Here is a 24,366-nt window from a genome sequence, read left to right on the forward strand (position 1 = left end):
CAAATCCCCTTCAACTTGTCGCCTATCAGTAAAATAACTCAGCCCTAATGTTTAGGTAAGGCATGTGGAATAAGACTCTGCTTTTGAATGAGTTATGAATAAACTTCGATATATTTCCGAATTTAAATACTCCTTCCCCTCCATTCTTTAATATGCTACTCCGAACTTTTATAGTGTGATCTTAGGGTCACTTTTCCACTTTTCCACTTTTCAAGAAGTAGGATAATGTAGGGCACCAACTATTGTTATCTCTGAAGGATGCCTGATGCTAAAAAAAAGACAGGTCATTTGGACTTTAAATACATGGCAGACTTCTAATATCATTTACTCTTAAGTCAGATGATGGTATTTTCTCAAAAACCTTTGAGGTACATAATTGCGGTACATAAGAGTTGGTGATAATAGAATAGTGGCTTAAAACATTATAAAATCTAGGTTTTCTTTGTGGTACACAATTGTGTACCACAAGACACGCATTTATTAATAATTTGAAAGAAAGTTTGCTTAAAATTGCATATAAACATTGCATTTATTTGGGTGTTTTTCTATAATGTACCTTAAAGGTACATAAATGAGAGACTTTAAGGTTCGCAAAGGAGGGTGAACAGTTTGAGTGAATCAATAGCTCAAAAAGAGAATTATAAAGACTTAGATCAGCTAGAATACGATGAAGATACAGTCCGTTTTCTCCGAAAGAAACTTGATGATTTTGCAATAGATGTATTCAGGAAAATCATCTCAGAAAATAAGTTGAAGTTAGGTTTAGTTAAGACAAAACTAGATAACTATCATGGTATGAGAAAAAGATACGATTCTTCTTTTCTTATTCTTGAAGCGCAGGGGTTCATTGAAAAAAAGGAATTTGGGACTGCCACACCATACTATGTAACTGTTCGAGGTAAACAGCTAGCACACCTATTACATGAAGAAAAATTAGGAAGGAGCAACAATAAATGATTAAACCTTTTGTCGAAAATGAAAAATTAGGTGCAATAAAGGCCCTATTATCATCACATTTACTATCCGATGAATTGAAATCAGAAATGAGCAGATTCCCTTCTCAAGCAATCATAGGTTTGGGACAAGGTGGAGGAAGAATTGCTGCCGAATTATCACGTTTTGGATTTCCAACGTTTCTATTAAACTCCTCTAAGTCGGATATGGAAGAACATAAACACCTAATTCCTGAATCAAAAAGAATTGTTACGTCCAGCAAAGACTTTCCGGAGCTTGAAGGTACAGATAAAAACGCTCAATTAGGGTTTGAGATTGCTAAGGAAAACTCAGAACTTTATAAACAAGTAGCTTTAGATGATGCAATCCAAGATTCTGAATTTGTATGGGTTACTGTTAGTTTGGGTGGTGGTACTGGTAATGGTGCGTTAAAAGTAGCTTTGGCCTATCTTTCAAGAGTTAGAGAAAATAGAGCTTTACCAGGTGGTAAAATTCCTTTAGGAGTGATTTGCTCCCTTCCTTCCTCAGATGAGAAAGGCTCTGCATTCAGAAAAAACGCATTAGCAGGAATAAGCGTTATTCAGCAGCTTATGAACGATAATAAAATGGGTACTGCAATTGTTATCGACAATGAAAAAATGAAAGATTATTATGCAAATGACCCGCTAAAAACATATGGTGGTACTGAAATTGATGCTAAATCATACAGCAACATGGTAATCGCAAGTGCCTTAGCGGAAATTTCCTCCTTACCATTAATGGATGGTCGGTCTGTCTTTGATAAAACAGAGTTACTTACAACCTTATCCACTCCTGGATGGCTTTCCCTTTCAAAGCATAAGGACTTGAAAAGTGACGAAAACATTGAATCTGTAATTAAGAATCTTTTCACTAATAATGAAATCTTGGCGACATATGAAGTTCAAAATGCTGTAGCTGGTGCGGTTGCTGTACTTTATCCATCTACAAAAAATGTTTCACCGAAGATTGCAGATGATGTTTACCGATACACTTCTGAGCTTCTGAATACAAAAGTAAACCTTGCTATTTCAAAAAATAGCAAACTAGAGAATCTAACTCTATATGGATTGGCTGTTTACCCTACTCCATCCATCAGAATTCAGCAATTAAGAGAAGAACTTAACCAATGGGAACAAATCGAAAAAGAACAAGAAGAAGCAAAAAAACAAGCAGCTTCAAGTCTAGGTCTTGATGAATTCAGTGATTTCTTCTCTTCCGGTAATACCAGCATGAGAAGAAAGAAACTAACATTTGATGATTTAAGTGAGGATCTAGAAACGGACAAGCCTAAAAAGGCAAAAGTAGCAGATTTAAATGATATAGATTTTTAAGCACAATTATAAAGCGACTTAGGATATTCTCCTAAGTCGCTTTATAATGTACCCTTCTTTATGTTCCTTAATCATGTACCTTTAAGGTACATAAATCGTTAAACCCTTGATATAAAAGGGTTTTATTTAGGACCATAATTGTGTACCTCAATTCCCTTACCCTCTGTTGGCTATTTCTAATTAATTCAACATATACGGCCCATACTTTGTATAATTTTAAATTTTTTTTCTGGAGATGATAAAAATATAAATTGCTTAACTATATCAATACCATGATTATTTAGCACAAATAAAGATAAATTAGAGCTAATTGGATTTTTTTCATCGACTTTAATGAATTTTATACTGAATACTTGAGTTAAAATGAGTGGCCAATCAATATTTACACCAGCTCGCGTTCTCGCTGTAACTCCTTCCAACCAACCTTTTACCATATTTACGGTCTCTTGTACCAATTGAATATTTCCCTTTATGTACCCCAGATTATTATTTATCCTATCGATTGAAAGACTTCTTTCGTCACCTACATTTAATAACATGGGCTCTTTTGTAATAGCACAAAGTCCATTTGACTTTTCAAAAAGCTCTAAAACCTGCCCATATAAGTCAGGATCAACGATTCTGGCAAGCCCTTTCCTTTTTTTAGCTGCGGTAATTGCATTTCCGACTTTATATTTTATAAAGTCTTGTTGTCTTTCCCTTGCCATTTTTAGAGCTTTACATTTTTTACATAGCGAACTAAATACTTTTTCACCCTTTGGATTGATGTATGTAGAAAACTCGTTCTCTGGAACTAGTTTAGTATGTTTGGATTCCCCTCTACATTCTATAGACCATTGGCCATTTTCCCACTTTTTTTCTCTTCTGCCTCCCAATATTGTACCTCCTTAGTTGTCAGAGTCATAAATAGTATGTGCAACGTAGAAGGTTCAATTCATCTTCATTCAAGAAAAACATTGGTATATAAGGCGTTACCCTCCACCAAACGATATACAGCGCTATCGGAATTCAAAAATCAAGTTCTTTCAGTTACGTTTTAAGGTCAAAAAATCAAATTCATCTTCATTCAGAATGGTTCGGGCGCGTCGGAAGGATTTGAAGCTCGGGAGATTATTGGTATATCAAGCGTTAATCATTGTCGAACGACACATAGCGTTAGCGTTGCTTATCGGTTTAATAGCGTTCATTATGATTCACTTTCAAAATTGATTTATTCAAACGTAATTGATTCATTAGTTTACGTTATTGAATGATTAGAATATGTTTGGTAGCGATAGCGCTAGATATCGTTTGAGGGTATTTTCGGTACCGCTGCGGATCGTTCGAAGATCGTTAACGCCAGTTATATCAATGGTTTTTGTTGATTTATTGGTGTTTTGAGTGTAATATTTTTATTAATGACTGTAGAAATCTACAGTAAAGGGGTGATTTTATGGGGAACTCGGAAATGAAAGATTTACTTAAGAGTGAATTTGAGCAGGACCCAATTTACCGAATGGCTATCTTAAATGGGCTAGAGGATGGCTTGTTTACTGAAGGTATCTTATCAATGCATGACGAAATGACTTACAGCACTGTAGAAGCTGGAAAGATTATTGAACGATCAGACTCAACAATCAGAAATCATTTCCGTTCAGATTTAATTGAATACATACAACCAGAAAAATTCGGTAAATTTTATAGATTAAATTATAAAAGTGTTTTCCGATTGCAATTGATATTTGTATTAATGGAAAAGGCAGCTAAAACAAGCATCGATTTATTAGCTGAACTGGGTATGGAACCAGCCGTAATGTTGGGTGGTAATTATAAAAGGGTTACTAGACCAGAAGGCAGAGAGCTCCGAAATTATGAGGAACCGAATCAACTTGACGATCGAGTAGCAATTCTAGAGAAAAACTTTGGTATGCAAGGAATAATGCTGAACATCCTTAAATATGAAAAAGATATTTCAGAGATTGAGAGAAAACTAGAAAATAAGGTAGCCGGCATAGAGCAAATAAAGACTGAGGCTTATATGAGGTATTTAGAAGAGAAGCAAGCTCAAATATTTGCAACTGCAATGAAGAAACAAAAACCTAAGACGTCCTTTTTTGGATTAATAAAAAAAACCGAGGAAATTGATTATTCCCAGGTTAATCATGAGATAGAAACCAACCTAAAAGAAAAAATGAAACAGGAAACTACTGAAATAATAAATAGGTTTAAAGAAGAAATTAATAGCCTGGAGGACGAGAAGAAAAAGCTAGAATCAATCTTGGAAGGGGAGAAAAAGGCTTTTTCAAATATCCAGCTTGACTCAAATCATAAAAATGCTAAATTAATTGACAATCCATAAAATAATAGTTTGAATTTTCCGAACATATGTTTTATAATGGTAATTAACAAGAACGAGGGAATGAGGTGGGCTAAATGTTTTTAATGATGAAAGAAAAGACTGAGAAGATGATTCTTAATAGTGTGGTAGTGATAACGGCTTTAGCTCTACTGGCTGCAATCGTAATTACTTTTAACTAATATTATAATCCAGACCCCCGAACCCGTTTCCAAATGGAAAGGGGTTTTTATTTGAAAAATAATTGCATTTTTAGATAGGTTTTTCTATAATTCCTTAGCGGCTAGGGTTGAACGATCACCATTATTTTAGGGTACAAATTTACCCTAAAATAACGCATAGAAAAAAACCAAAAAACCAGCAGTTAACGCATTTTCAATGCTAAAATAGGCTATAGGGTAATTCAAGTAAAACCATATCAATTTGTAAAATAACTTTTAGGGGATAGGGTCATAATCTTATCCGCTTTTTTGTTGTTTTGGTTGGAAATAATAAAGGAATAACGAACATATAATCGAATAATATTATATAATTACTATTAAAGGGGTGAAAAGGGATGCCTTATGGATTTATTAAACATTTAGAAAACGAGGGGTATAGTGAAGAAACTGTAAAAAGTTATGAAAAGATAATAGTTCAATTTTTCTCCTTTATCCAGTCTACCTATCCCGGCAGTAAGGAACCTTTTCAAATATCCTCTACAGATATAAAAAATTACCTTGAAGAGCAGCTAAATAATGAGAAGACAATCTCTACAATTAATAAGGAGCTGGCAATATTAAAAACCTTATTTAATTACCTCTGGGAAATTGATAAAGTTCCTGTTGATCCGGCTGTAAAGATAAAAAGATTTAAGGTTAAAAATCTACCGAAAGTAGACGTAACATTTGAAGAGCTTGAAGAGTTATTAATTAAAGTGCTTCAAAATGGTGAATATTCAAAGCTTAGAAAAGTAATATTCCTTTTAGCAACAAAGGGGTTAAAAACTGCTGATTTCCGTTTTAAGAAGGAAGATGTTAAAGAATCCATTAAGGAAGACACAATAACCATCCAACTTCGTAAGAGAACCATTACACTTGTGGGCAGGGAAGTTACCTATTTTCAGGAATACTTTTATGAAACCATTTTTAATGGCAGCGATTATGTATTCACAACAAAACCTCATGGAGAAGAATATGGAGGCCCAATACAAGTAATGTCGATACTGAATCATTTACGGGCAATATCAAGTGATTATCTCGGGGAAAATGTTCAACCGTTAACTCTTATATCCATCCGCCGGGCCATTGCGTTTCATCTGTATTCGCAAAGACACTCTATTCAAGCCATTGCAAAAAAACTTGGGATTGAGGAAAATTCCGCTTCAAACTACCTGAAATACCTTACAGAAGGGACTATATTACCAAAAAGTACTTGAAGATAAAATATTTGCTAGTGTATAATTGTCACATATATTAATAGCCCAATGGGAAATACCCAGGACCAACATAGCTTTTTAAGGTATGTTAGTTCTGGGTATTTATTTTTTCTGAAGGAGTTAAGAATGTGGAAGAAAAAAAGACCAGTAAAACACTAGAAACCTTAGCGATTGCTTCTTTGATATGTGAAGGGGAGTTTGACACTACATCAAATGAACATTTGCTTATTGTCCCTTTTGATAAGAAAAAAGCTTTGTATTTAGCTGAATTGATAAGAGAAAACAATTTAAAAAGTCACTTAGATATTGATGTAAAAAAAGGACAATTCTCACTTCATTCTCATCCTATCTTAGATAAATTAAGGAAGCAATGGTATGTAAATGAGAGGAAAATATTTAGTATGGTTTTAGATCCAAATTTATTATCACTTCTATCAATAATTATTGGGATTAATTTGTTTGGTTCCAGGAAATTAGAAAGCATATCGATTCCAACTAATATTGATAAAGAACATTTGAGGGCACTTTCTTATTGTATTGAGCAACATATTGGGGTTCCGGTAGTACCTTCAGCTAACCATATTAAAATTACAAATGTTCCAAAGTTTATTCTTCATTCAGTAAATGAGATTCCTACTTTACATAGTGCAGAATTGGTTAATTTCCTAACCGATAAAGAGAGAAATAGAATTATAGAGGGGGCATCCATATGAAAAGAGTGAAAATATTAGCCTCTGTACTTACCGCATCCGTACTCTTAACTGGTTGTTTTAATTCAAGTTTTGAACAGGAAGCAAAAAAAGTAAAGGAGCGAAAGGTTGAGCTTAAGAAGGAAGAAAAGATAAAGAAATCTAACGATATAAAAGAACAAAAAGAGTTTTATAAAAAACTAGAAAAACCATTGGACGAAGTCATAGTTGAGAATGATTTAGATCAAGTAAAAGAAATTGAACCAAAAGAGGTACAAGAAAAAACAACTTTTGAGGATTCCGTAGAATTTGCTCAATATACAAGTAAAATTTTATATGACTTCTATACTCAGCAAATATCATCTGAACAATATTACAAATTCCTTATGGACCACGGAAGTACAAGTGTTAAAGACGAATTACCAACAGAGAAGGATGCCATTACCATTTTGACCAATATTCAGGATATGTATAAAAAGCAAAATATTACTGGAGATGGATACAAACTTACTCATGTAGCAGTAGACCGCTTAAAAAGAGATGGGACCTTTTATAGAAAGGTAATCACTACAAACGGTGAGGAATATTTCTTAACCACAATAACTAAGGAAAATAAAGGTTGGAAGTTTATAGAAGACAGTCCATCACCACCTTATACATTAGAGGAAACAACCGCCGATCAGAGCCAAGATGAAAATATTACAATAGAAAAGGGGAAATAAAATGAGTACCACTGTAGAGCTAGACATTTCAGATTACACTGATAGGAAACTGAAGGCGCATTATCAAAACAATGAAGGATTTAATAAGGATTTATTTTTGGTTTATGAATACTATAAAAGCAAATTACTTCCACTGGTTAAGGCTCAGGATGCAGCAAGATTGGAGAATGAGTTACTAGAAAGTATTAAATCACAAATCTTTAATGGGTACTTTATGGCAGTTGAGTTTCTAAATCTTGAAGAAACTCAGATTAGTGATGAATGGTTTCAGCAATCTGCCGGAATGATTGCTCAACAATTACCTGATATGCTAAGAGAGATTACAGGCAATCAAATTGAAGAAGTAATTACATATGACCACTTAAAAAAGCTTGCCAGCTGGCTTGTTGTGAACTACGAGGGGGTTTACCCTACATTAATGGATATCTCTTTAAATACGGCTTGTATAGGTGCTAAATGGGCTTTGTTGGATGAGGGGGAGAAGCGGGGACTGAAATTATATCAGCCCCAACAAAAAGGTATCCTAGCGAATTTTGATGATGTGGCATATCTAAATCCAGAGTCTTATATTACCTGCAGCGCAATGAATCAATTATCAGAAGTATGGGAATTAATTAAATCTAATTACAATACATTGGATAAGATTGGAGAAGTATCCATTCTTGCTGTGCCGGGTCCAATGGGTCAGCAAGCCTATTTTGTAAATGTAAACATTAGAAATACTTTCACCCAGGAGCAACAGGAGGAATTAATTAATAGCATTGTAATAAGGGTAATGGCATTGAATGATGTACAGAGAAACCAAATAACCCTTACTGGAGCGTCAATAGAGGAATTTTATTATTTTACGAATTAAGATGAGTAATTTTAGGTCTTACACTATGGTAAGGCCTTTTTTATTTATACTTTTTTGGGATTGACAATATTTGTGTTAATTACAATTTCTCCGAAATAAAAAAAGATAGTAGGGATAATCAATCCTTACTATCTTTACTTTTAGTATTTATGTGTCTTTAACTTAAAGAGTTGCCTGTTGTTAAACCTCTGCCTCGATAGGCTCACTTCTCATATATCCTCTTTTGGAATGATAAAAGATCTTGTGTGTTGATAAACACCCTAGTTCAAAAATTTCATTCAGAATAGTACTGGCAGCTAACGATGAGTAACGATTTGTAATGACTCGCTGAGGCTCAGAAGCGGCCAATTGAGTGCAAGACAATTCAGAAGGGGCTATCTCATCCTTATCCTCTAAAATGTCCGGGAAAACAGAAGCTATGGGTTCACAGATGACATTACCATTCACCTTTAATCCACAAACTAGTTGTCCAGTATATCCCGATTTTTCATAAGCAACCAATTCTTCTTCAGTCCATTTTTCTTTTGGACGTATTTTGAAATCTTTAGGTGAACGGACCGATTCATTACCAATATCAATATATAAGAGAGTATGTTCCTGCTCAAAAAATTGATGGAAAATCTGTCGTGAAAAATTATTATCAACACAGCTGATTAGAATAGGAAGGTAGGACGTGGTCCATCCTTTGCATCCTTCATAATCAGTGTTAAAAAGACTTTTTAACGTTTTAACGTCTTCAACATAGCTTGCACTGTAAGTTGAAATATCAATTTGATAAGCCGACCGATACCTTTTCGCTAATGCCTCGGCTTTATTTTTACCAATATCACTTCGCAAGCACAGCTGATTAGCAAGATTTTTCTCTTCAAAGTGATCATAATCAGCTATGACTAACTTACCCCAAATATTATAAATATTGAGCATTTGAGCTACTTGCTGAATAACATAAGCTCCATTTCCACCGGCACCTACAACAACAATATGAGGATAAAATTTCTTTCCCTTAGCTAAATCTACAGAGATCCTTGCCATGTTACCCAACCTCCACTTCTGAAATGTCGTAAAGGTAAGTAGCATGGTTTTCAAAAAGACAAGGTTTCTTAAAGATTTTATTCGGGTCGATAAATACGTGCTTTTGCGTAGCTTTATCGAAAGTCCGAACAATAATATCAGGAAAAAACTTATCAAGTCGGCCTACAATTGCATATAAGATTGGGGCTCTCTCATTCATATCATCAATTATTGAAGGAATAGCCGGCATAACATGGTGTGAATGGATTTCCATAACCTTAATATAGTGCCTGTCTGCAAATTTCTCTGCGTTTATCCATGCAATGTTTTCCACTACCGTACATAAGACTGGAGTAACAACTTGCTTTGGAAAATCCAAAAAGAATTCATTTTCATCCAAGTCATAATATACATCAGCATGGACTTCTGTACCAAATTGGTTCGAAAAATCCTTTGCCACTACAACAAAATCAGCCAAAATGCTAAAAGGTATTTTTTTCTTAGAAGAAACAGAAACCCCTGCGTTAGCAGAGGTCTCCGAACAATCAACCATTCCTTTCTTTTTCGCGGAAAGTACTGGTACGATAATGTTTTTCTTTTCGATATAAACCAATTGGGTGAAATTCGCAACAAGCTCCGCATAGTCTTCTTCAAGCCTTTTGCGTAGGTCATTCTCTGTAATTGGATTATATCCGGTTTCTTCTTCATCTTCCTCACTCTTTTTCTTTTTACCAGGCAGACCGTTTTCAATTTCTTCTACTGTGAAATAGTTGGTGACTGGTATATCCATTCCTGCATAACGCACAATTGTATCCACCAAAACTTTAAATGGATCTTTTTTAGGTGCTGTAACAGCTGGTTTAGATTCCTTGGTTTCTGACTGAGTTTTATGTTCAGCCATTCTTTGCTTGCGTTGTTTAATGGCAGCAGCCTTAGCCGCTTCCAATTTTACAGCGTGTTCGTCCTCAATATCAAACATAGAAAAGATATTTGTTTGTTCTAATTTCATTGTCATTTTAATTTCCTCCAATTTTTTAATTGTTTTTATTTTAAAAGTCCTTAAGAGTTAATTCTCCGTAACATGGCATTAGCCAATTATCATCAAAGTCACTGTTAGACAGTGAAGTAAAAAGTTCCCTCAATGCTTTTCCTGTTGTAGTTTTGGCTCCATAACAATCTCCAAATGGTGCCGCAAAGAAAATAGAGTGAAAAGTGCTGATCTGAGCAATTGCTTCCACATCGGGTAATTGATTCCCACCCATGCACACTTTGCTATCTCTTTCTACATTACTGAAAGGAAAAACAAAAAGGGGAGTATCATCCTTGATAAACCCTTTATCCCTCACTGTAACAATATTACTTAGCTTCACCTTTGGCCCGGATATAATATATTTGAATATCATCCTTGGAAAACCCACGTTTTCAAATCTCTGGGTATGATAATTTATATCCCACCGGTTCTTTGGAATTTCTACATAAACCGCTTGATCCTGTGCCGCACGATTTATCCATACGTGCTTAATACAATTCTGTGGTAGGGCAGGGGTAGAAATCGCTTCCTCTGTTGTTCCTGATTCAGCAAGTACTCTTATAAGTTCAGAAACAGTCATTTTATAAAGGCCGTTAACCAAGCGGTTTTCAACCTTAATTAAGTCCTCAAGTCTTTGTTCGTCTCCATCGAAGCGTTGAGATAGTTGCATAACATCAACATACCCATTAAAATCTCCAATAGTATCAGACAGCTTTATTATAAAGTCCATAACAATCCTCTTCCTCCAACTGTTTATATAAACGGTCAATTGTTTTTATAACATTCGTCACCGCTAGGGCAATTTCAAACAGCATACCTTCAAAGTATGTACCAATTAGGATCCCGTACTTTTCGTTATATGCCATCTTGAATTCAATAAGGTCGCCTTTCTCACCCGAACAAACAAGCTCTATCTCCTTACCCCTTCCAGAATTAATTAACTTTTGAAGCTTTTCATTCTTCAAAATATATAGTCCTTCAGGGCTATTCATATCTACTTCTTTTGCGATAGCAGTCATTTCTTCGAATTCCTCATAATCCATGTATTGAAAATCAGGAAACAAGGTTTTTAATCCATCCTGAAAAATCTCACTACTTGGATTATTTCCGTAACCTCCAGGATCAGTGATGAAGTCGGAATAACCCGAAACATCAATCCCAAGGTCATGCCATATCTTAAGAGTTAAGAAATTAGAAATGCTGGCATCATAAGCATATTTTTCTTCAGCATCCAAAAGCATGATCATATATTGTTTCCCTCCTTAAATAAAGTCCTCTTCGTCTTGCTCGTAGACTCTATTTTCATATCTGGTCATTTCCGCAATTAAATTGTCAACATTGGCGTTAATCTCCCACATGTTGCCTTTCATTGCTAATTTATCAGCTGCGGTTATCTCATCATCCGAGTGGGGGAGAGTATAAAACTCATAAAACGCTCGCAAACCCTCATCAAGACTAAATGAATCAAAATTTACATGTCTGGTGTCAGTATGGTTCCAAACATATTGGATTACCTTAGCCACACCCCAATCACTGGAAGAAAATTTTCCCGTAACTTTATGTTTCTGAAGATTTTCCTCAAGCTTGTAAAAATCAATCTTCATTTCAATTCCTCCATATAAAAAGGAGGGGAGGAATAACCTGCCCTTCCTTTTCTTTACATTGTTCTTACAGGTAAGATTAACTGCAATTCTTCAAATTTAGACTCACTAGGTGTTAATAAGAAAGGTCTCATTGGTCCCTGGAATTTAAAGTTTACAAAGTCATCATCAATAGCTTTTAGCGCATCGATCATATACCTTGCAGAAAAAGAAATTGTGTAGTCATCTTCACCTTCAAGAGATTCATAGTCCACAACAACAGTACCTTTTCCGGCTTGGGCTGTATGTGAGGAGATTGTAGCTGCCCCGTTAACATGAAGCTTTACTACTCCTCCTTTTCCATTGTCTGCATTGTTAGCAAGCTCTTTAACCAAATCCAGCGCATTTAAAAATTCTTTACGATTAATCTTCATTTCCGATTTAAAATCGTTCGGAATAAGCCTGGATGTATCAGGATAATTGCCTTCTAACAATCTACAATAGAAAATTAGTGCCCCGCTCCTAAAGATAAGCTGATTATCTGATTCACAATAAAAATGTAATTCCTCTTGCATATCAACCGTCTTGGCTAATTTATCAAGCGATTTTGCCGGGATTACAAGTTTTACACTGCTGTCATTAGTGGCTTCTGCCTTTACCTGTCCCAATCTATGAGAATCAGTAGAAATCAGGTTAAGGCCGTTATCATTTAAGTCCAAGCAAACTCCCGTTAAAATAGGTCTGGTTTCCGAATCAGAAGCAGCAAATGCCGTCTTTTTAATAAAATCATTGAAATCAGTCCCTTTTAGGGTTACAGTCGGCTTTTCAATATCGAAAGCGGGAAGTTTTGGAAATTCCTCCGGCTCGAATGTATTCAGGTCGAATTCTGTTTTTCCTGATTTAAGAGAAAGCTTGAATCCGTCCAGTTTCATATCAATATCCTTTTTCATTTTCTTGGAGATTTCCGATACCTGTTTAGGCAAAACTATCTTACCAAGTTCAATTACTTCAAGATTTTCTCCATCAACTGGAACATGGTAGCGGAAAGACTCTGTGCTGTCAGAAGCAATTAGGATTAACTCCTGTTCAGTAGCTTCCATGTAAATCCCATGCAAAATAGGAATTTGGTGTTTCACATTCACTACTTTCTCAACTTTTTTCAGAGCATCAGCTAATGTTTGGCTGTTAATTTTTAAATGCATAATTGATTCCTCCAATTAGTATTTGTGTTTAATAAAAAAACACAAAAGAGATGTTCTCCTTTGTGCTTTTCCTCCGCTAATTACGCGATTTGTTTAAGTGTTCCATTTTTTAAGTCATCCCGAATGAACTCGCTGATTTCTTTAACATGGTTATGTGTTAAGTTCAAAAAGCAGGAAAACAAGCTCTCAATCTTAACTGCAGGAAGAAGGATTTGAACATAATCAAGACTATCCTTCATTGAAATCTTATAATGGTTAGTCACCATCACCAAGTCATTGACAGGTTTGAGGGTATTGTAATACATTTTCAATTCTTCCTCTGTCCCCTGTTCAAATACAGCTAAAAGATTGTTTTGTTTTAAACTGGGATTGATTTTCTTAAACAGCGGAATAATGAACTTTTGCTGTTCCTTCAACCCAGTTTTTTCTAAAAACTCCTTAATGATTTTTGTTGCTGCTGAACGGTCAAATCCTTCCTTGGATTTGTTTTGTCCAGGTTGCTGATTCTGCTGTTTTGGTTTATTATTACCGCCTTTATTATTGTTACCTTGGTTAGTAGCTGGCTTTTGAGAAAAAGTTCGAGGATTAGATCCTTTTCCTTGTTCATTAACCGGCAATGCCCAATCTGGTAGTTTTGGCGGAAACCAATAACCTTCAACTTTATTCTTTTTGTCGTAAATCCTAATAGAACCTTGTCGCTTGTCTTTAAAAACTTCAACAAACATAGAATCGATCTTATACAGGTATCTACCAATTCCCCACTGTACGGCTGCACGCTTCATTGCGTTTGAAAGACCGCCTTTCAGTGATTCAATATCCGTTTGTTCAGCACCATCAGATTTTTCAATCCATTGGCCTTCAACCAAACAGGAGATCGTACAAATGATTCCTTCCTTAAAATCCTCATACTTATTCTTCCACCCAGCGGGTCCAAAAACTTCATCCAAACGGGATTGAATTGCTCGATTGGTGACATAAGCAAGAACCATAGCCCAAGGTTTGCCATTTGATACTCCGCTATGACTTACCCGCCATTCGATGTCAGAAGTTGAAAATGGTGCCTGTAGAGCAGCCATAACTTCTTCCGCGGTACAATCTTTTTTCATTTACAACAGCCCCTTAAAGTTTTTTAACATTCCACTCATTTTTTGCCCTATAAACGCAAATAAACCTTTGAGAATTTGATAGTGAGTTGAAATAAACACAAGTATGTTTATTTTACTCTTCCATCAACCTCAAAGGTTGTACGTTTAATAGGTTCCCGCTAATCCATAGGGATTGCAATAAAATAAAAAAGAAAAATGTTATAGCCAAATTATACCGTTTAAGCTATAGATAGACAACAATTTCTTTTATTTTTAAAAAACTAGACGAATAGATTCTAAGATATTTTTTGAAAAAGAAGGGGAATTTTTCTGCCTTTACCGTATTAAAAGTTGTAAGATAATAATGAAAAACAAAAGTTTTCAAATGAGGTTAATTGATACCTTTCTATGTGATATAATAAATTCATTCAGTTCAAATTTAATTTAAAGCAAAGCGACAACCGCTAAATAGCTCTCTTAAATAGAGGGCCGTTTAGCGGTTTTTTTGTTATTACTGAAAGGGGATTGTAGTGGTTAATTTCAATGATATTGAGATTGCAGATGATTCAGAACGTCTTGTGATTCTAAGAAAAAGGCTAAATTTAAGCCAGCTCCAATTTGCTATGAACTTGGGGATAAGTTCAAGTTATCTGGGACAAGTAGAAAGGGGAGAACTTGCTTTTAGCCCTCATTTAAAAGCAAGGATAAACAATTACTTGAAGAGGGAGCAAGAATTTAATGAACAAGATATTTTTAGCCATATCGAAGCATGAAACCATAATGAACTTGCTTAAACAGAAGTTTCCGAAAAGCGAAATCACTCTCCTGGAAACAAAAGAGCAAGTAATTGAAAGTTTAAATTCTCCTTTCCAATTGTTAATTACCTCTAATGTTTTTATAGATTCGCAGGTACTTAGTAATCAATCATTTAGTGGCCAAATAATTATATTCGATCCTACAGGGGAATTGCTCTCAAAGAAAACGGACAGAATCCACATATATAAAAACTTAGATACAGTTAATAGTCATATCATTACAAAGCCTTTAGAGAATGAAATCATTCAGCAGCCTCTAAAGGCTACCAAAGAAGAGACAAAAAAAGAGAATGATTCAAAAGAAACTAAGTCCGAAGAAAAACAAGAACCGGTGCATTCAAAAAAAAAATTTCCAGAACAAAAAGAGCCTAATCCGGTGCAAAAACAAAACCCTGTAGAAAAGCAAGTTGAGGCAAACGAAAGCAAACCTGTTATTTTGGAAAATTACCCTTCTAAAGATGTTGAGGTTAAGCCAGTTCCAAGATATGAAAAACTTCTATCTCTTAGGAAAGCTGCTGTGCCTAGTACTCACAAAACCATTGGTGTTTGGTCGCCTGTTTCCACCGGAATATCTACTTTTATAGTAAATTTCGCAATTTATATGAGTGAGTTCGATATCGAAATTGCTGTAGTGGAACTGCCTAATGAAAAACAGATTATCAATAGTATGCTTACAAGATTTCAATCAAAGCCGGTTAAATGGTCCTCCTTTATTGAAAATTATTTCTCGGATGATTTGGAAGCAGAAGAAGTGAATTGGCTTTATAAAGGCGTTAATTGGTTTCCATTAGGGGATTCAAAATTCAAATGGAATGAAGAAGTGCTATCTGAGCTCTTAAATACCGCTAAACAATACAAATTGGTCTTTATTGATTTTCCAAGTGGAAATATGAATGAACACAGTTTAAATACCTTGTCCCACTTAGATGAATTTTGGATCTTAATTGATGATAACTTTCATCAGGCCCATGAGTGGAAAAAAGAGATACATAAAATCATCAACGAATACAAATTCCCTGGGAAGATCATTTTTAATAGAGCCATAGCTAATAAGAGTCGTATAAATGAGATAGCTGAATTGCTTGAACTTCCGCTAATAGCCGCTCTTCCTAACCATTTTGAAATCTACCAGTCAAATAATTATGAAATAAAACCACCTATTGAATTGTACCGCCGCTCATTAGAACCTAACTATCGAAAAATAGCACAATATTTACTGGGGGTAGACAAGGTTAAAAAGGAAAAGCCTAAACTTATGGCTCAAATTAAAAACTTGTTACTACACTAGGTTGATTAGGGTAAATCTAAAGTGCTATTATGATAGTAATCTATTTAATATTTTTTTGTTTTTATTGCTATCTGTTTCAAGATAAGCTGGGATTCTATCAAATAAGCGGTCTTTGTGATCGGCAGTCAGAGTTTCTTAATTGTGCTCTGCTACCTATCCATTGGCCGCTTTTTTCATTTAACTAATGGAGGTGAAAACATGCAATTAAAGGACATTAAGAAGGTTCTAATGACTGGTCAAGGAAAAATCATCATTGGAGATCACACAAAAAAGCGGTTAGCTGAAAGAGGGTATTTTAAAGGAGACATTGTTGCAGCCATTTTCAATGGGGAGATCATTGAGCGACAAGGGGCAAAAAAAGTAGCAATAGCCGGAAGAGATATTGACGACAATCCGATTGTCGTTATTATCGCTAAATTAACTCCAATAGCTTATAAAGTAGTTACAGTTATGCCGCCTATTGACCATCTAAGATTTAATGAGTGCGTATAAAAAAATTAAAGTAGAGAGGAAATTCCCAATGAACATAGCAGGTGCAATAAAAAACTTTAAAAGGATTATACGAAACATATAAAGCATCGGTATATGCGGTTATCAATGATGATGTACTGCGAGCTAATGAATTGCGTGAAGTTACGGTTAGTAAACATGACCACATGACCCGATTAAGTCTGAAATAATTAAATTTTAAGAGATTAAAAGATTTAAAGAAGGGCTGATGAATGAATGAAGCTAATGAGGCAAACACGAATTAAGGACTGGTATGAATTTTATAGAACACCTTGTGTAATATGCGGCAGTACAGGCGGTTGTATGACTCATGTAGATGGTTCAGTAGTCGCGTGTATCAGGGTTCAAAGTGATAAATTTTTTTCCAAAAACTCAGCCTTGCCAAGCTATTTACACTTCCTTAAAGAAAATAAGAGGAAAAAGATTGATAAAAACGAGGTTGAGGCATTATATCAGGGGAATCCAAAACAAAATAATTCATCCTTAAATAATGTTTTTACCTCTTTAATTAATTATCTTGAGTTAGATGAGGACCATTATTGTCATTTGATTTCAAAGGAGAGACAACTATCTGATCAACAAGTCATGATTAGAGAGTATAAAAGTTTTCCTGATAAGCCATGGGAAGTTGTAAGAATGATAGAGGGTGATTTAGGTATTGAAGATTTCACCGGAATTCCAGGCTTTTATCTAAAGGACAATAAATACTGGATGATTGCTGGGACAAAAGGGATATTAATTCCTTTCAGAAATCACTATAACGAAATTGTTGGGTTCCAATATAGGATTGATAACCCTCCAAATGTAGTTGAAGTGAAGATTAATCGTCCTGGTTTAAAAGCTTGGCTTAAAGAACAACCGAACCTAGTACAAGTTACATTTGATGGTGAAATTATTCTTGAGCAGTCAATCGAGTTAAGTAAAACATGGAAAACAATTACGCATGAAGGAGATATAAAAGGCTGGATTCGTGTTGTTAAAGGGAACCGCTATTACTGGTTAAGCTCAGCTAATAAGCCACAAGGAACAGGCTCAGGTGATCCAGCACCAATCCATATAGCGGTTCCAACTTCAACACTAAAGGATTGGAAAACAGGCAGTATTCACAAAGCACGTACCGTTTGGTTATCTGAAGGCCCTTTAAAGTGTGACATTGCTGCTGACTCGATTGAAAGGCTTTATGACCCTCTAGAAATTGAAGACATTGGTTCAACGTTCTTGGCCCTTCCAGGTGTTGGAGCATGGCGCTTATCAATCCCAATCATGAAAGAAATGGGAGTTGAGAAAGTCAACATTTGCTTTGATGCAGATGCAGTTTCCAACCCACAAGTTAAAAAGCATTTGTTGGATTGTGCTAAAGAATTAAAACAACAGGGGTTTAGCGCAAATTTAGTTCTGTGGAATGAAAATGAAGGTAAGGGGATAGATAATCTTTTTCTTGAAAATAAAATCCCCCATATAAAGCCTTTATTCTAAATAATTTTGTAATATCAAAAAAAAGTCGTTTACTTAAAAAAAATGTTCTTTACTTTACAAAAAAGTTCTTTACTGATGTCCTCTATTTTAAATTTTAAATAGAGGGCATTTTTATTTTATACATTATTCCGGGTGTTATTCAGCAATCAGGCCAGATTGTTGAATAAAAAGAGACGGCTTATGAAGAAATTAAGAGAGTTATTTTTGAGTATTAAATAATATAAAAAACAAAGGATAAATAAGGTACTAAACACTGATAAGCTTTTTTCTTTACTTAAATGCTTTTTAAAACTTAATATACAATCAAGTAGATATTATAGGAGGTTCGAACATGAAAGCAATCACTGTAAAGCAACCTGGTGGCGCTGATCAATTACAAGTAACAGAACAGGTTAAACCGGAGCCAAAAGATGGAGAATTATTAATAAAAGTAAAAGCAGCAGCTGTTAATCGAACGGATATTGTTAATCGAGAAAGCAGCTTAGGTTATATGGACAATACAATTTTAGGTGTAGAAGTTGCTGGAATTATCGAAAAAGTAGGGAAGGGGGCAAAATTCGAAGTCGGTACGAAAGTTATGGGACTTGTCAATGGTGGCGGTTATGCCGAATATGTTGTAATGCCAGCTAACAGAGCGATAGTGATCCCAGAACATCTTTCATTTGAAGAAGCCGCAGCTATTCCTGAAGTATTTTTAACAGCCTATCAAACATTATTTTGGATAGGGCAATTGCGTGCTGGTGAAAACGTGTTAATCCATGCTGGTGGAAGTGGTGTTGGAACAGCAGCGATTCAACTTGCGAAACAAATCGCTAAGGCAAATGTCATAGTAACGGCTGGATCGAAGGAAAAGCTTGATTTTTGTAAATCATTAGGCGCAGATGTTTGTATAAACTATAAAGAACAAAACTTTGATGAGGAAATCATGAAAATTACCAACAATCAAGGGGTTGACTTGATTCTTGATTTCGTTGGTGCATCCTATTGGAATAAAAATATCGCAAGCATCAAAGTTGATGGACGTTGGGTGCTAATTGGAATTTTGGGAGGGGCAATTATAGAAAACGTTAATTTAATGGATTTATTTTTAAAACGCATTCAACTAACTGGCACTTTGCTCACACCAAGAAGCGATGAATATAAGGCAGAACTAACAACTGAATTTTCCACTAAAATCCTAGACTTTTTTGCCAATAACAAGCTTCATCCGATTGTCGATCAAGTTTTTCCTCTTAATCAAATCCAACAAGCACATGAACATATGGAGAACAATAAAAACATCGGAAAGATTATTATAAGGGTAGATTAATGCAATTGGAAAATACTAGATAAACCTCCAGTTTCCAAGGGGATATGAACTAAAATTAACTGAGTGAGCTTTAGTGGAATCACACATCTAAGGTAGTTCCATAAACGGGCGCTTTTCTTGAATAAGAAGGCGTCTTTTTGATTACATCAGTTAAAATTTAGAAACAGAGTAAACGACTTTTTTATAATGCACACAGTCTGTTTTATTACAATTATTACATTGAGTAAACAACTTATATTATTTAATTAAAAACTTAGGTATTATCGTTGTCGGCTTTTACATTTGTTGTGGTAAACGACTTTTTTTTCAAACAACAAATTTTGTGTTATATCAAAAAAGTCGATTACTTGAAGAAAATGTTCTTTACTTTACAAAAAAGTTCTTAACTGATGTCCTCTATTTTTAAATAGGGGGCATTTTTATTTTGTACATAATTCTTTGTTATTCAGCAATCGGGCCATATTCTTGAATAACACATTTGAAGAAAATTGTTATGGGTGAAGAGTTGTGAAGGTTTGCACTTAAACTGACGGATCAGGTTTATTCAATGAGAGAGAGGAATCTCTCTTATTGAACATTAGGAAGATTATGTGCAGTGACTGGGTTGAAATTATTGAAGGATTCCTTCTTTTTTTGTCGAAATAAGTAGTATATGGGGTGAGGGAAACAAGTGGCTATTACTGGAATCAATTTAGGTGTAGGAAGAAACGATAAAGAATACTTTTGTCGATAATGTGGAACAAGGCTAATAAAAGTTGTGGTGAACGAAGAAACTTGGCGTTGTGATACTTGTAATGAAAAATTGTTAATTAAAATAAAGGATGTAGAGGACGGGATAGTTAGACTATTGCCTAGTGAAATGAGTAGATTCGATGATGTATTCAATTATTACGATTATGAATTTGTTGAACTTAAAGGGATAACTTTACTCGATAATAAAAAAGAATACCTTTTAGCTATTGCTGAATATAGAGGATTCAAAGTTGGTAAAGACAACTTTATAGATTGTAGGTGGAGAGGCAAAAAATATAAGTAATTCAATCAAGGATGCGTTTGTGGAAGAAAAAATAAGAGATTTTAGGACAAAGGCTATATTTTTGTTATTCCATAAAAGGGCACTTTTCTTGAATAAGAAGGCGTCTTTTTGATTACATAGCAAAAAATTATAAATATAGTAAACGACTTTTTTTAATGTACCCAGTTTGTTTTATTACAATTATTACATTGAGTAAATAACTTTTATTAATTAATTAAAAACTTAGGTATTATCGTTGTCAGCTTTTACATTTGTTATAGTAAACGACTTTTTTTTCAAACAACAAATTTTTATTGTTTAAGAAAACCGTTTACTTGATTAAAAATTGTTTAGCTGATAAAAAAGTAATTTACTGATGTCCTCTATTTTTTTAAATAGGGGGCAGTTTTATTTATGTGTTATTCAGCAATTAGCCCGGGAGAAAACTAAGATTGTGAAGTTTTGTACTTAAACTATCGGGGCAGCATTCCTGTAATGAAAGAAAATGGAGTTTGAACAAAAAAATAACCTCTTGATAGAATGAGAGAGTCCTGACGCTTGCCAGCAAAAAGGACAAATATCTCAAATACCAGGAGGCTTTAAAATGAATTATAACCAGAATAAGAAGATTGCTCAAATAACTTCTCAAACACTTATTATAGGAGTCGATATTGCTAAATTCAAGCATGTGGCACGTGCTCAGGATTTTAGAGGAATAGAGTTTGGAGCTCCTTGTCAATTTGAAAATACAAAAGAAGGTTTTGAGCATTTTCTTCAATGGATATCAGAAATTAAAAAAGAACAGAGTATGGATAAAGTAATGGTTGGCATGGAACCAACAGGCCACTATTGGTTTAACCTGGCCCATATTTTAAAAGAAAACGGGATTAAATTTGTCGCTGTAAACCCCTTGCATGTCAAGAAAAGCAAGGAGTTGGATGATAACTCACCTACCAAGAATGATGTGAAAGACGCCAAAGTCATAGCCCAGCTGGTCAAGGACGGAAGATACGCCGAACCTACGTTACCACAAGGAGTTTATGCAGAACTCCGTGTGGCAAAGAAAATACGCGATCTTTTAACTGAAGACCTTCAAACGGTCCAAGGCCAGGTACACAACTGGATTGACCGATACTTTCCAGAATTCCTGAAGGTGTTTAAAAAGTGGGAGGGCAAGGCAGCTTTACAATTCTTAAAGCTCTATGCCTTACCACATGAAATAGTTAATTTCACCGAACATGAACTGCTCTCCCATTTAAGAAAATCCGTAACTCGGAGTGTGGGATTAAGCAAGATTCGGGAGTTAAAGCAGGCAGCCAGCAAGTCCATCGGACTTCGACAAGGCTCCGAAATGGCTAAATTAGAGCTAGAGACCATCCTGGCCAAATATGAATTAATCCAGTTAAAATTCGAAGAATTGGATGCAAAAATAGAAGGTCTGCTTGATGAAATACCAGGTGTACCACAAATGTTAGCTATAAAAGGTGTGGGCAGGGATACAATTGCCGGCTTCTTTGCGGAAGTGGGTGATCTAAGTGATTATACTCATCCTCGGCAAATTATTAAGCTTGCCGGCTTAAGCTTAAAAGAAAATACATCCGGTAAGCACAAAGGAAAAACGACCATCACAAAAAGAGGACGGAAGAAACTGAGGGCGCTTTTATTCAGGGTTTGTATGATTCTCGTCGCGAAGAATTCCGCATTTAAGGCATTGCATGCTTACTATACTCAACGTCCGGATAATCCATTAAAGAAGATGCAGTCTCTAATCGCTTTATGTAATAAACTGATTCGAATTTTATTTAGTATAGGTAAAAAGCAATTTGATTTTAATGAAGAAAAGATGTTAAAGGACATCCCTCATTTGGCAGTAACAGAGAAGACTGAAATGGCAGCTTAAATTTGGTTTAGATTAGAGAAGTATTAGTTCTTGTTTTTATAGATCTGGAGACATTTGAAGCACGGATTAGTCGGCAAAGCAACTAAATTACGGGCTTGGACCCTGTGGGGCAGCATGGCTGACATCCACCTCATGGAAAGGTTGGACGAAGGAATTTGAGAGCGAAGACTCTGTGAGGCATGGGAGGGTTGACCTCCATGAGTAATGTGGACATCCACCAGTGCGATCATATTTTTACTCATCCACCAATTTTTGTAAGAAATTGGTTAGTGGGTAATAGCTCTTTTTTCTCTCAGTGTCCAAATATATCCTTTCAAGTGAAGATCCTCCAGCTATAAAGAGATTTACCGATAGGTAAATAACTATGAAATTCTATGAAAACATGAGTAATTCGGCGTTTTCGCTTCTTTTATTGAGGGAGATTAGTTCAAGAAAAATTCATACTATATAAGGGACTGGAATGTAATAAATGGTATGATTTATGAAAAACAGGAGGGGGATTTTTATGATTGGTGTTATGGGTTTTGGGTCTTTGCTAATTACAATTGGAATGCCTTTGGCAGTGGTTTTTATTTTAGTATGGACTTATAAAATAAAAAGAAATAGTGACACCCAAGTTGAGCAAAACAATACGATTATTAAATTGTTGGAAAAAGACACTAATCAATAAATTGGTATGAATGCTTATTGAGCTAACGGGTGCGATACTTCAAGAAGAAAGTCGCTTTTTTTTCTTTTTCCACAAGAAAGAAGTGAAATGTTGTACTTAAACTATCGTGGCAGTATGGAAATAATTTAATAAATTCCGGTGCCCTAGTATTAATTCAGAAAAAGAGGTTCTAGAAAAAAATAGAAATACTTACAAAAAGGTGCTTGACCATAAATGGCTATTCTATTAATATTAACTCATACATATGAATAGCCAACGGGACAGCCCCGAAGAACTAATAAGGTAATGCTCTTATGAGTATATTTCCTTACTAGTTTCTTCGGGGCTTTTTTGTTGTCTCAAAAGGAGGTGAGTATCGTGAAAAAGTTCTCAGTAAAAAAAATTCTTCCCTTTCTTGTTATGACCGCAGTTTTCACTTTGGCACTAGTTGTATTTTCTCCTGAAGAAGCAGCTGCCGCATGGAAGAAAGCGGGTATCACTCCTCAAGGTGATTTGAAGAACAGTAAAATTTACGCCGATCTTGCTAATATCGTTTACATGGTTACAGCTGTCGGAGGTTTCTGGGTTCTCCTTTGCCTAGTCTTCGCTGGTATGAAACTTTCAGCGGCACAAGGCGGTAACCCGCAAGCTCGTACACAAGGTTTTATTGGAATCCTTATGGCGGGTGTTGGAGTATTCATTATCGTTAAGGCTCAGACTATCGCAGGTTGGTTTGCAGGGTTTGGTGCTTAATCAGCTCAAATACTATAAAAATGCAGCCCCTCTAAATCTTTGTTAGAGGGGTGCATTTATAAAGAAGGTGTATTTTTTGAGGAAAGAAACAGTTCCTATTGATATGGCATCAGAGCAAAAAACAATCTTAGGGTTTATTTCCAGAAGGCAGCTTATATACATCATTGCTGGCGGGTCAATCCTGTACGCTATGGTCCCGGTTGTTTTCAATCTATTTCCTAATTTCATAGTTGGCGCAATCGCAAGTATTATTGTAGTTTTACCTATTTTATTCGTAGTTTTGATATTTGGCTTTTGGAAAAAAAACAAACTTCATCTTAATTATGATCACTTCTTTTTGATTAAGTTGGGATATAAAAAACAAATCGGCATTTGGCGAAAGGGAAGCAAACCTAAAGACTGGATGGTGAATAAATAA

At 35.2% G+C, this 24,366-nt stretch carries 25 protein-coding genes; 17 read left to right on the plus strand and 8 right to left on the minus strand.

Annotated elements, in window-relative coordinates:
- Window positions 1-609 precede the first annotated feature (609 nt).
- Entirely contained in the window at window positions 610-957 is a 348-nt protein-coding gene (locus tag FAY30_RS26395) for a hypothetical protein (RefSeq protein WP_190284990.1), read from the plus strand.
- A complete protein-coding gene (locus tag FAY30_RS26400; protein WP_149872957.1) occupies window positions 954-2,306 on the plus strand; it encodes an FtsZ/tubulin family protein in 1,353 nt (450 codons plus the stop codon). Before FAY30_RS26395 ends, FAY30_RS26400 begins: the two co-directional genes overlap by 4 nt.
- 185 nt (window positions 2,307-2,491) lie before the next feature.
- Here FAY30_RS26400 and FAY30_RS26405 read toward each other — a convergent pair whose 3' ends face one another.
- Window positions 2,492-3,181: a hypothetical protein gene (locus tag FAY30_RS26405; protein WP_149872958.1), complete on the minus strand. Its 690-nt coding sequence runs from the start codon at window positions 3,179-3,181 to the stop codon at window positions 2,492-2,494.
- A gap of 572 nt (window positions 3,182-3,753) precedes the next feature.
- On the opposite strand from FAY30_RS26405, the gene FAY30_RS26410 reads away from it, so the two are divergent.
- From FAY30_RS26410 to FAY30_RS26430, 5 genes are all read left to right on the plus strand, one after another.
- Window positions 3,754-4,644, plus strand: coding sequence for a hypothetical protein (locus FAY30_RS26410; RefSeq protein WP_223821052.1), 891 nt, complete (start codon window positions 3,754-3,756; stop codon window positions 4,642-4,644).
- Window positions 4,645-5,197: 553 nt separating this feature from the next.
- Window positions 5,198-6,058, plus strand: a complete 861-nt coding sequence (locus tag FAY30_RS26415) for a tyrosine-type recombinase/integrase (RefSeq protein ID WP_149872960.1) — start codon at window positions 5,198-5,200, stop codon at window positions 6,056-6,058.
- Between the two features lie 128 nt (window positions 6,059-6,186).
- Window positions 6,187-6,771 carry a hypothetical protein gene (locus tag FAY30_RS26420; RefSeq protein ID WP_149872961.1) on the plus strand — a complete coding sequence of 195 codons (585 nt, stop codon included), beginning with the start codon at window positions 6,187-6,189 and terminating at the stop codon, window positions 6,769-6,771.
- Window positions 6,768-7,469: a hypothetical protein gene (locus FAY30_RS26425; protein ID WP_149872962.1), complete on the plus strand. Its 702-nt coding sequence runs from the start codon at window positions 6,768-6,770 to the stop codon at window positions 7,467-7,469. The genes FAY30_RS26420 and FAY30_RS26425 overlap by 4 nt, the downstream gene beginning before the upstream one ends.
- A gap of 1 nt (window position 7,470) precedes the next feature.
- Complete coding sequence (locus tag FAY30_RS26430) at window positions 7,471-8,325, plus strand: hypothetical protein (protein WP_149872963.1); 855 nt, start codon at window positions 7,471-7,473, stop codon at window positions 8,323-8,325.
- A gap of 180 nt (window positions 8,326-8,505) precedes the next feature.
- Here FAY30_RS26430 and FAY30_RS26435 read toward each other — a convergent pair whose 3' ends face one another.
- The 7 genes from FAY30_RS26435 to FAY30_RS26465 all read right to left on the minus strand — a co-directional run bounded on the left by FAY30_RS26435 (window position 8,506) and on the right by FAY30_RS26465 (window position 14,254).
- Entirely contained in the window at window positions 8,506-9,357 is an 852-nt protein-coding gene (locus tag FAY30_RS26435; RefSeq protein ID WP_149872964.1) for a ThiF family adenylyltransferase, read from the minus strand.
- A 1-nt stretch (window position 9,358) separates the two neighbouring features.
- Window positions 9,359-10,351: a hypothetical protein gene (locus FAY30_RS26440; protein WP_149872965.1), complete on the minus strand. Its 993-nt coding sequence runs from the start codon at window positions 10,349-10,351 to the stop codon at window positions 9,359-9,361.
- Between the two features lie 34 nt (window positions 10,352-10,385).
- A complete protein-coding gene (locus FAY30_RS26445) occupies window positions 10,386-11,096 on the minus strand; it encodes a hypothetical protein (protein WP_149872966.1) in 711 nt (236 codons plus the stop codon).
- A complete protein-coding gene (locus tag FAY30_RS26450; RefSeq protein ID WP_149872967.1) occupies window positions 11,071-11,613 on the minus strand; it encodes a hypothetical protein in 543 nt (180 codons plus the stop codon). The genes FAY30_RS26445 and FAY30_RS26450 overlap by 26 nt, the downstream gene beginning before the upstream one ends.
- 15 nt (window positions 11,614-11,628) lie before the next feature.
- Entirely contained in the window at window positions 11,629-11,970 is a 342-nt protein-coding gene (locus tag FAY30_RS26455; protein WP_149872968.1) for a hypothetical protein, read from the minus strand.
- A gap of 53 nt (window positions 11,971-12,023) precedes the next feature.
- Entirely contained in the window at window positions 12,024-13,148 is a 1,125-nt protein-coding gene (gene dnaN / locus FAY30_RS26460; RefSeq protein WP_149872969.1) for a DNA polymerase III subunit beta, read from the minus strand.
- An 80-nt stretch (window positions 13,149-13,228) separates the two neighbouring features.
- Window positions 13,229-14,254 carry a Rad52/Rad22 family DNA repair protein gene (locus FAY30_RS26465; protein ID WP_149872970.1) on the minus strand — a complete coding sequence of 342 codons (1,026 nt, stop codon included), beginning with the start codon at window positions 14,252-14,254 and terminating at the stop codon, window positions 13,229-13,231.
- Window positions 14,255-14,763: 509 nt separating this feature from the next.
- Between FAY30_RS26465 and FAY30_RS26470 the strand changes: the two genes are divergently transcribed.
- The 10 genes from FAY30_RS26470 (at window position 14,764) to FAY30_RS26510 (ending at window position 24,366) form a co-directional block, all read left to right on the plus strand.
- Window positions 14,764-15,006 carry a helix-turn-helix domain-containing protein gene (locus FAY30_RS26470; RefSeq protein ID WP_223821053.1) on the plus strand — a complete coding sequence of 81 codons (243 nt, stop codon included), beginning with the start codon at window positions 14,764-14,766 and terminating at the stop codon, window positions 15,004-15,006.
- A complete protein-coding gene (locus tag FAY30_RS26475) occupies window positions 14,972-16,336 on the plus strand; it encodes a P-loop NTPase family protein (RefSeq protein WP_149872972.1) in 1,365 nt (454 codons plus the stop codon). Before FAY30_RS26470 ends, FAY30_RS26475 begins: the two co-directional genes overlap by 35 nt.
- A 198-nt stretch (window positions 16,337-16,534) precedes the next feature.
- Complete coding sequence (locus tag FAY30_RS26480) at window positions 16,535-16,828, plus strand: DUF4258 domain-containing protein (RefSeq protein WP_149872973.1); 294 nt, start codon at window positions 16,535-16,537, stop codon at window positions 16,826-16,828.
- A gap of 654 nt (window positions 16,829-17,482) precedes the next feature.
- Entirely contained in the window at window positions 17,483-18,322 is an 840-nt protein-coding gene (locus FAY30_RS26485; protein ID WP_190284991.1) for a DUF3854 domain-containing protein, read from the plus strand.
- Between the two features lie 331 nt (window positions 18,323-18,653).
- Entirely contained in the window at window positions 18,654-19,631 is a 978-nt protein-coding gene (locus FAY30_RS26490; protein WP_149872975.1) for an NAD(P)H-quinone oxidoreductase, read from the plus strand.
- Between the two features lie 757 nt (window positions 19,632-20,388).
- Entirely contained in the window at window positions 20,389-20,667 is a 279-nt protein-coding gene (locus FAY30_RS26495; RefSeq protein ID WP_190284992.1) for a hypothetical protein, read from the plus strand.
- A gap of 583 nt (window positions 20,668-21,250) precedes the next feature.
- Window positions 21,251-22,546 carry an IS110 family RNA-guided transposase gene (locus FAY30_RS26500; protein ID WP_149872977.1) on the plus strand — a complete coding sequence of 432 codons (1,296 nt, stop codon included), beginning with the start codon at window positions 21,251-21,253 and terminating at the stop codon, window positions 22,544-22,546.
- Between the two features lie 505 nt (window positions 22,547-23,051).
- Entirely contained in the window at window positions 23,052-23,216 is a 165-nt protein-coding gene (locus tag FAY30_RS27425) for a hypothetical protein (RefSeq protein ID WP_190284994.1), read from the plus strand.
- Window positions 23,217-23,573: 357 nt separating this feature from the next.
- Window positions 23,574-23,948, plus strand: a complete 375-nt coding sequence (locus tag FAY30_RS26505; RefSeq protein ID WP_223821054.1) for a hypothetical protein — start codon at window positions 23,574-23,576, stop codon at window positions 23,946-23,948.
- 76 nt (window positions 23,949-24,024) lie between these two features.
- Window positions 24,025-24,366 carry a PrgI family mobile element protein gene (locus FAY30_RS26510; protein ID WP_149872978.1) on the plus strand — a complete coding sequence of 114 codons (342 nt, stop codon included), beginning with the start codon at window positions 24,025-24,027 and terminating at the stop codon, window positions 24,364-24,366.

The organism is Bacillus sp. S3 (assembly GCF_005154805.1).
Lineage (GTDB): Bacteria > Bacillota > Bacilli > Bacillales > Cytobacillaceae > Neobacillus.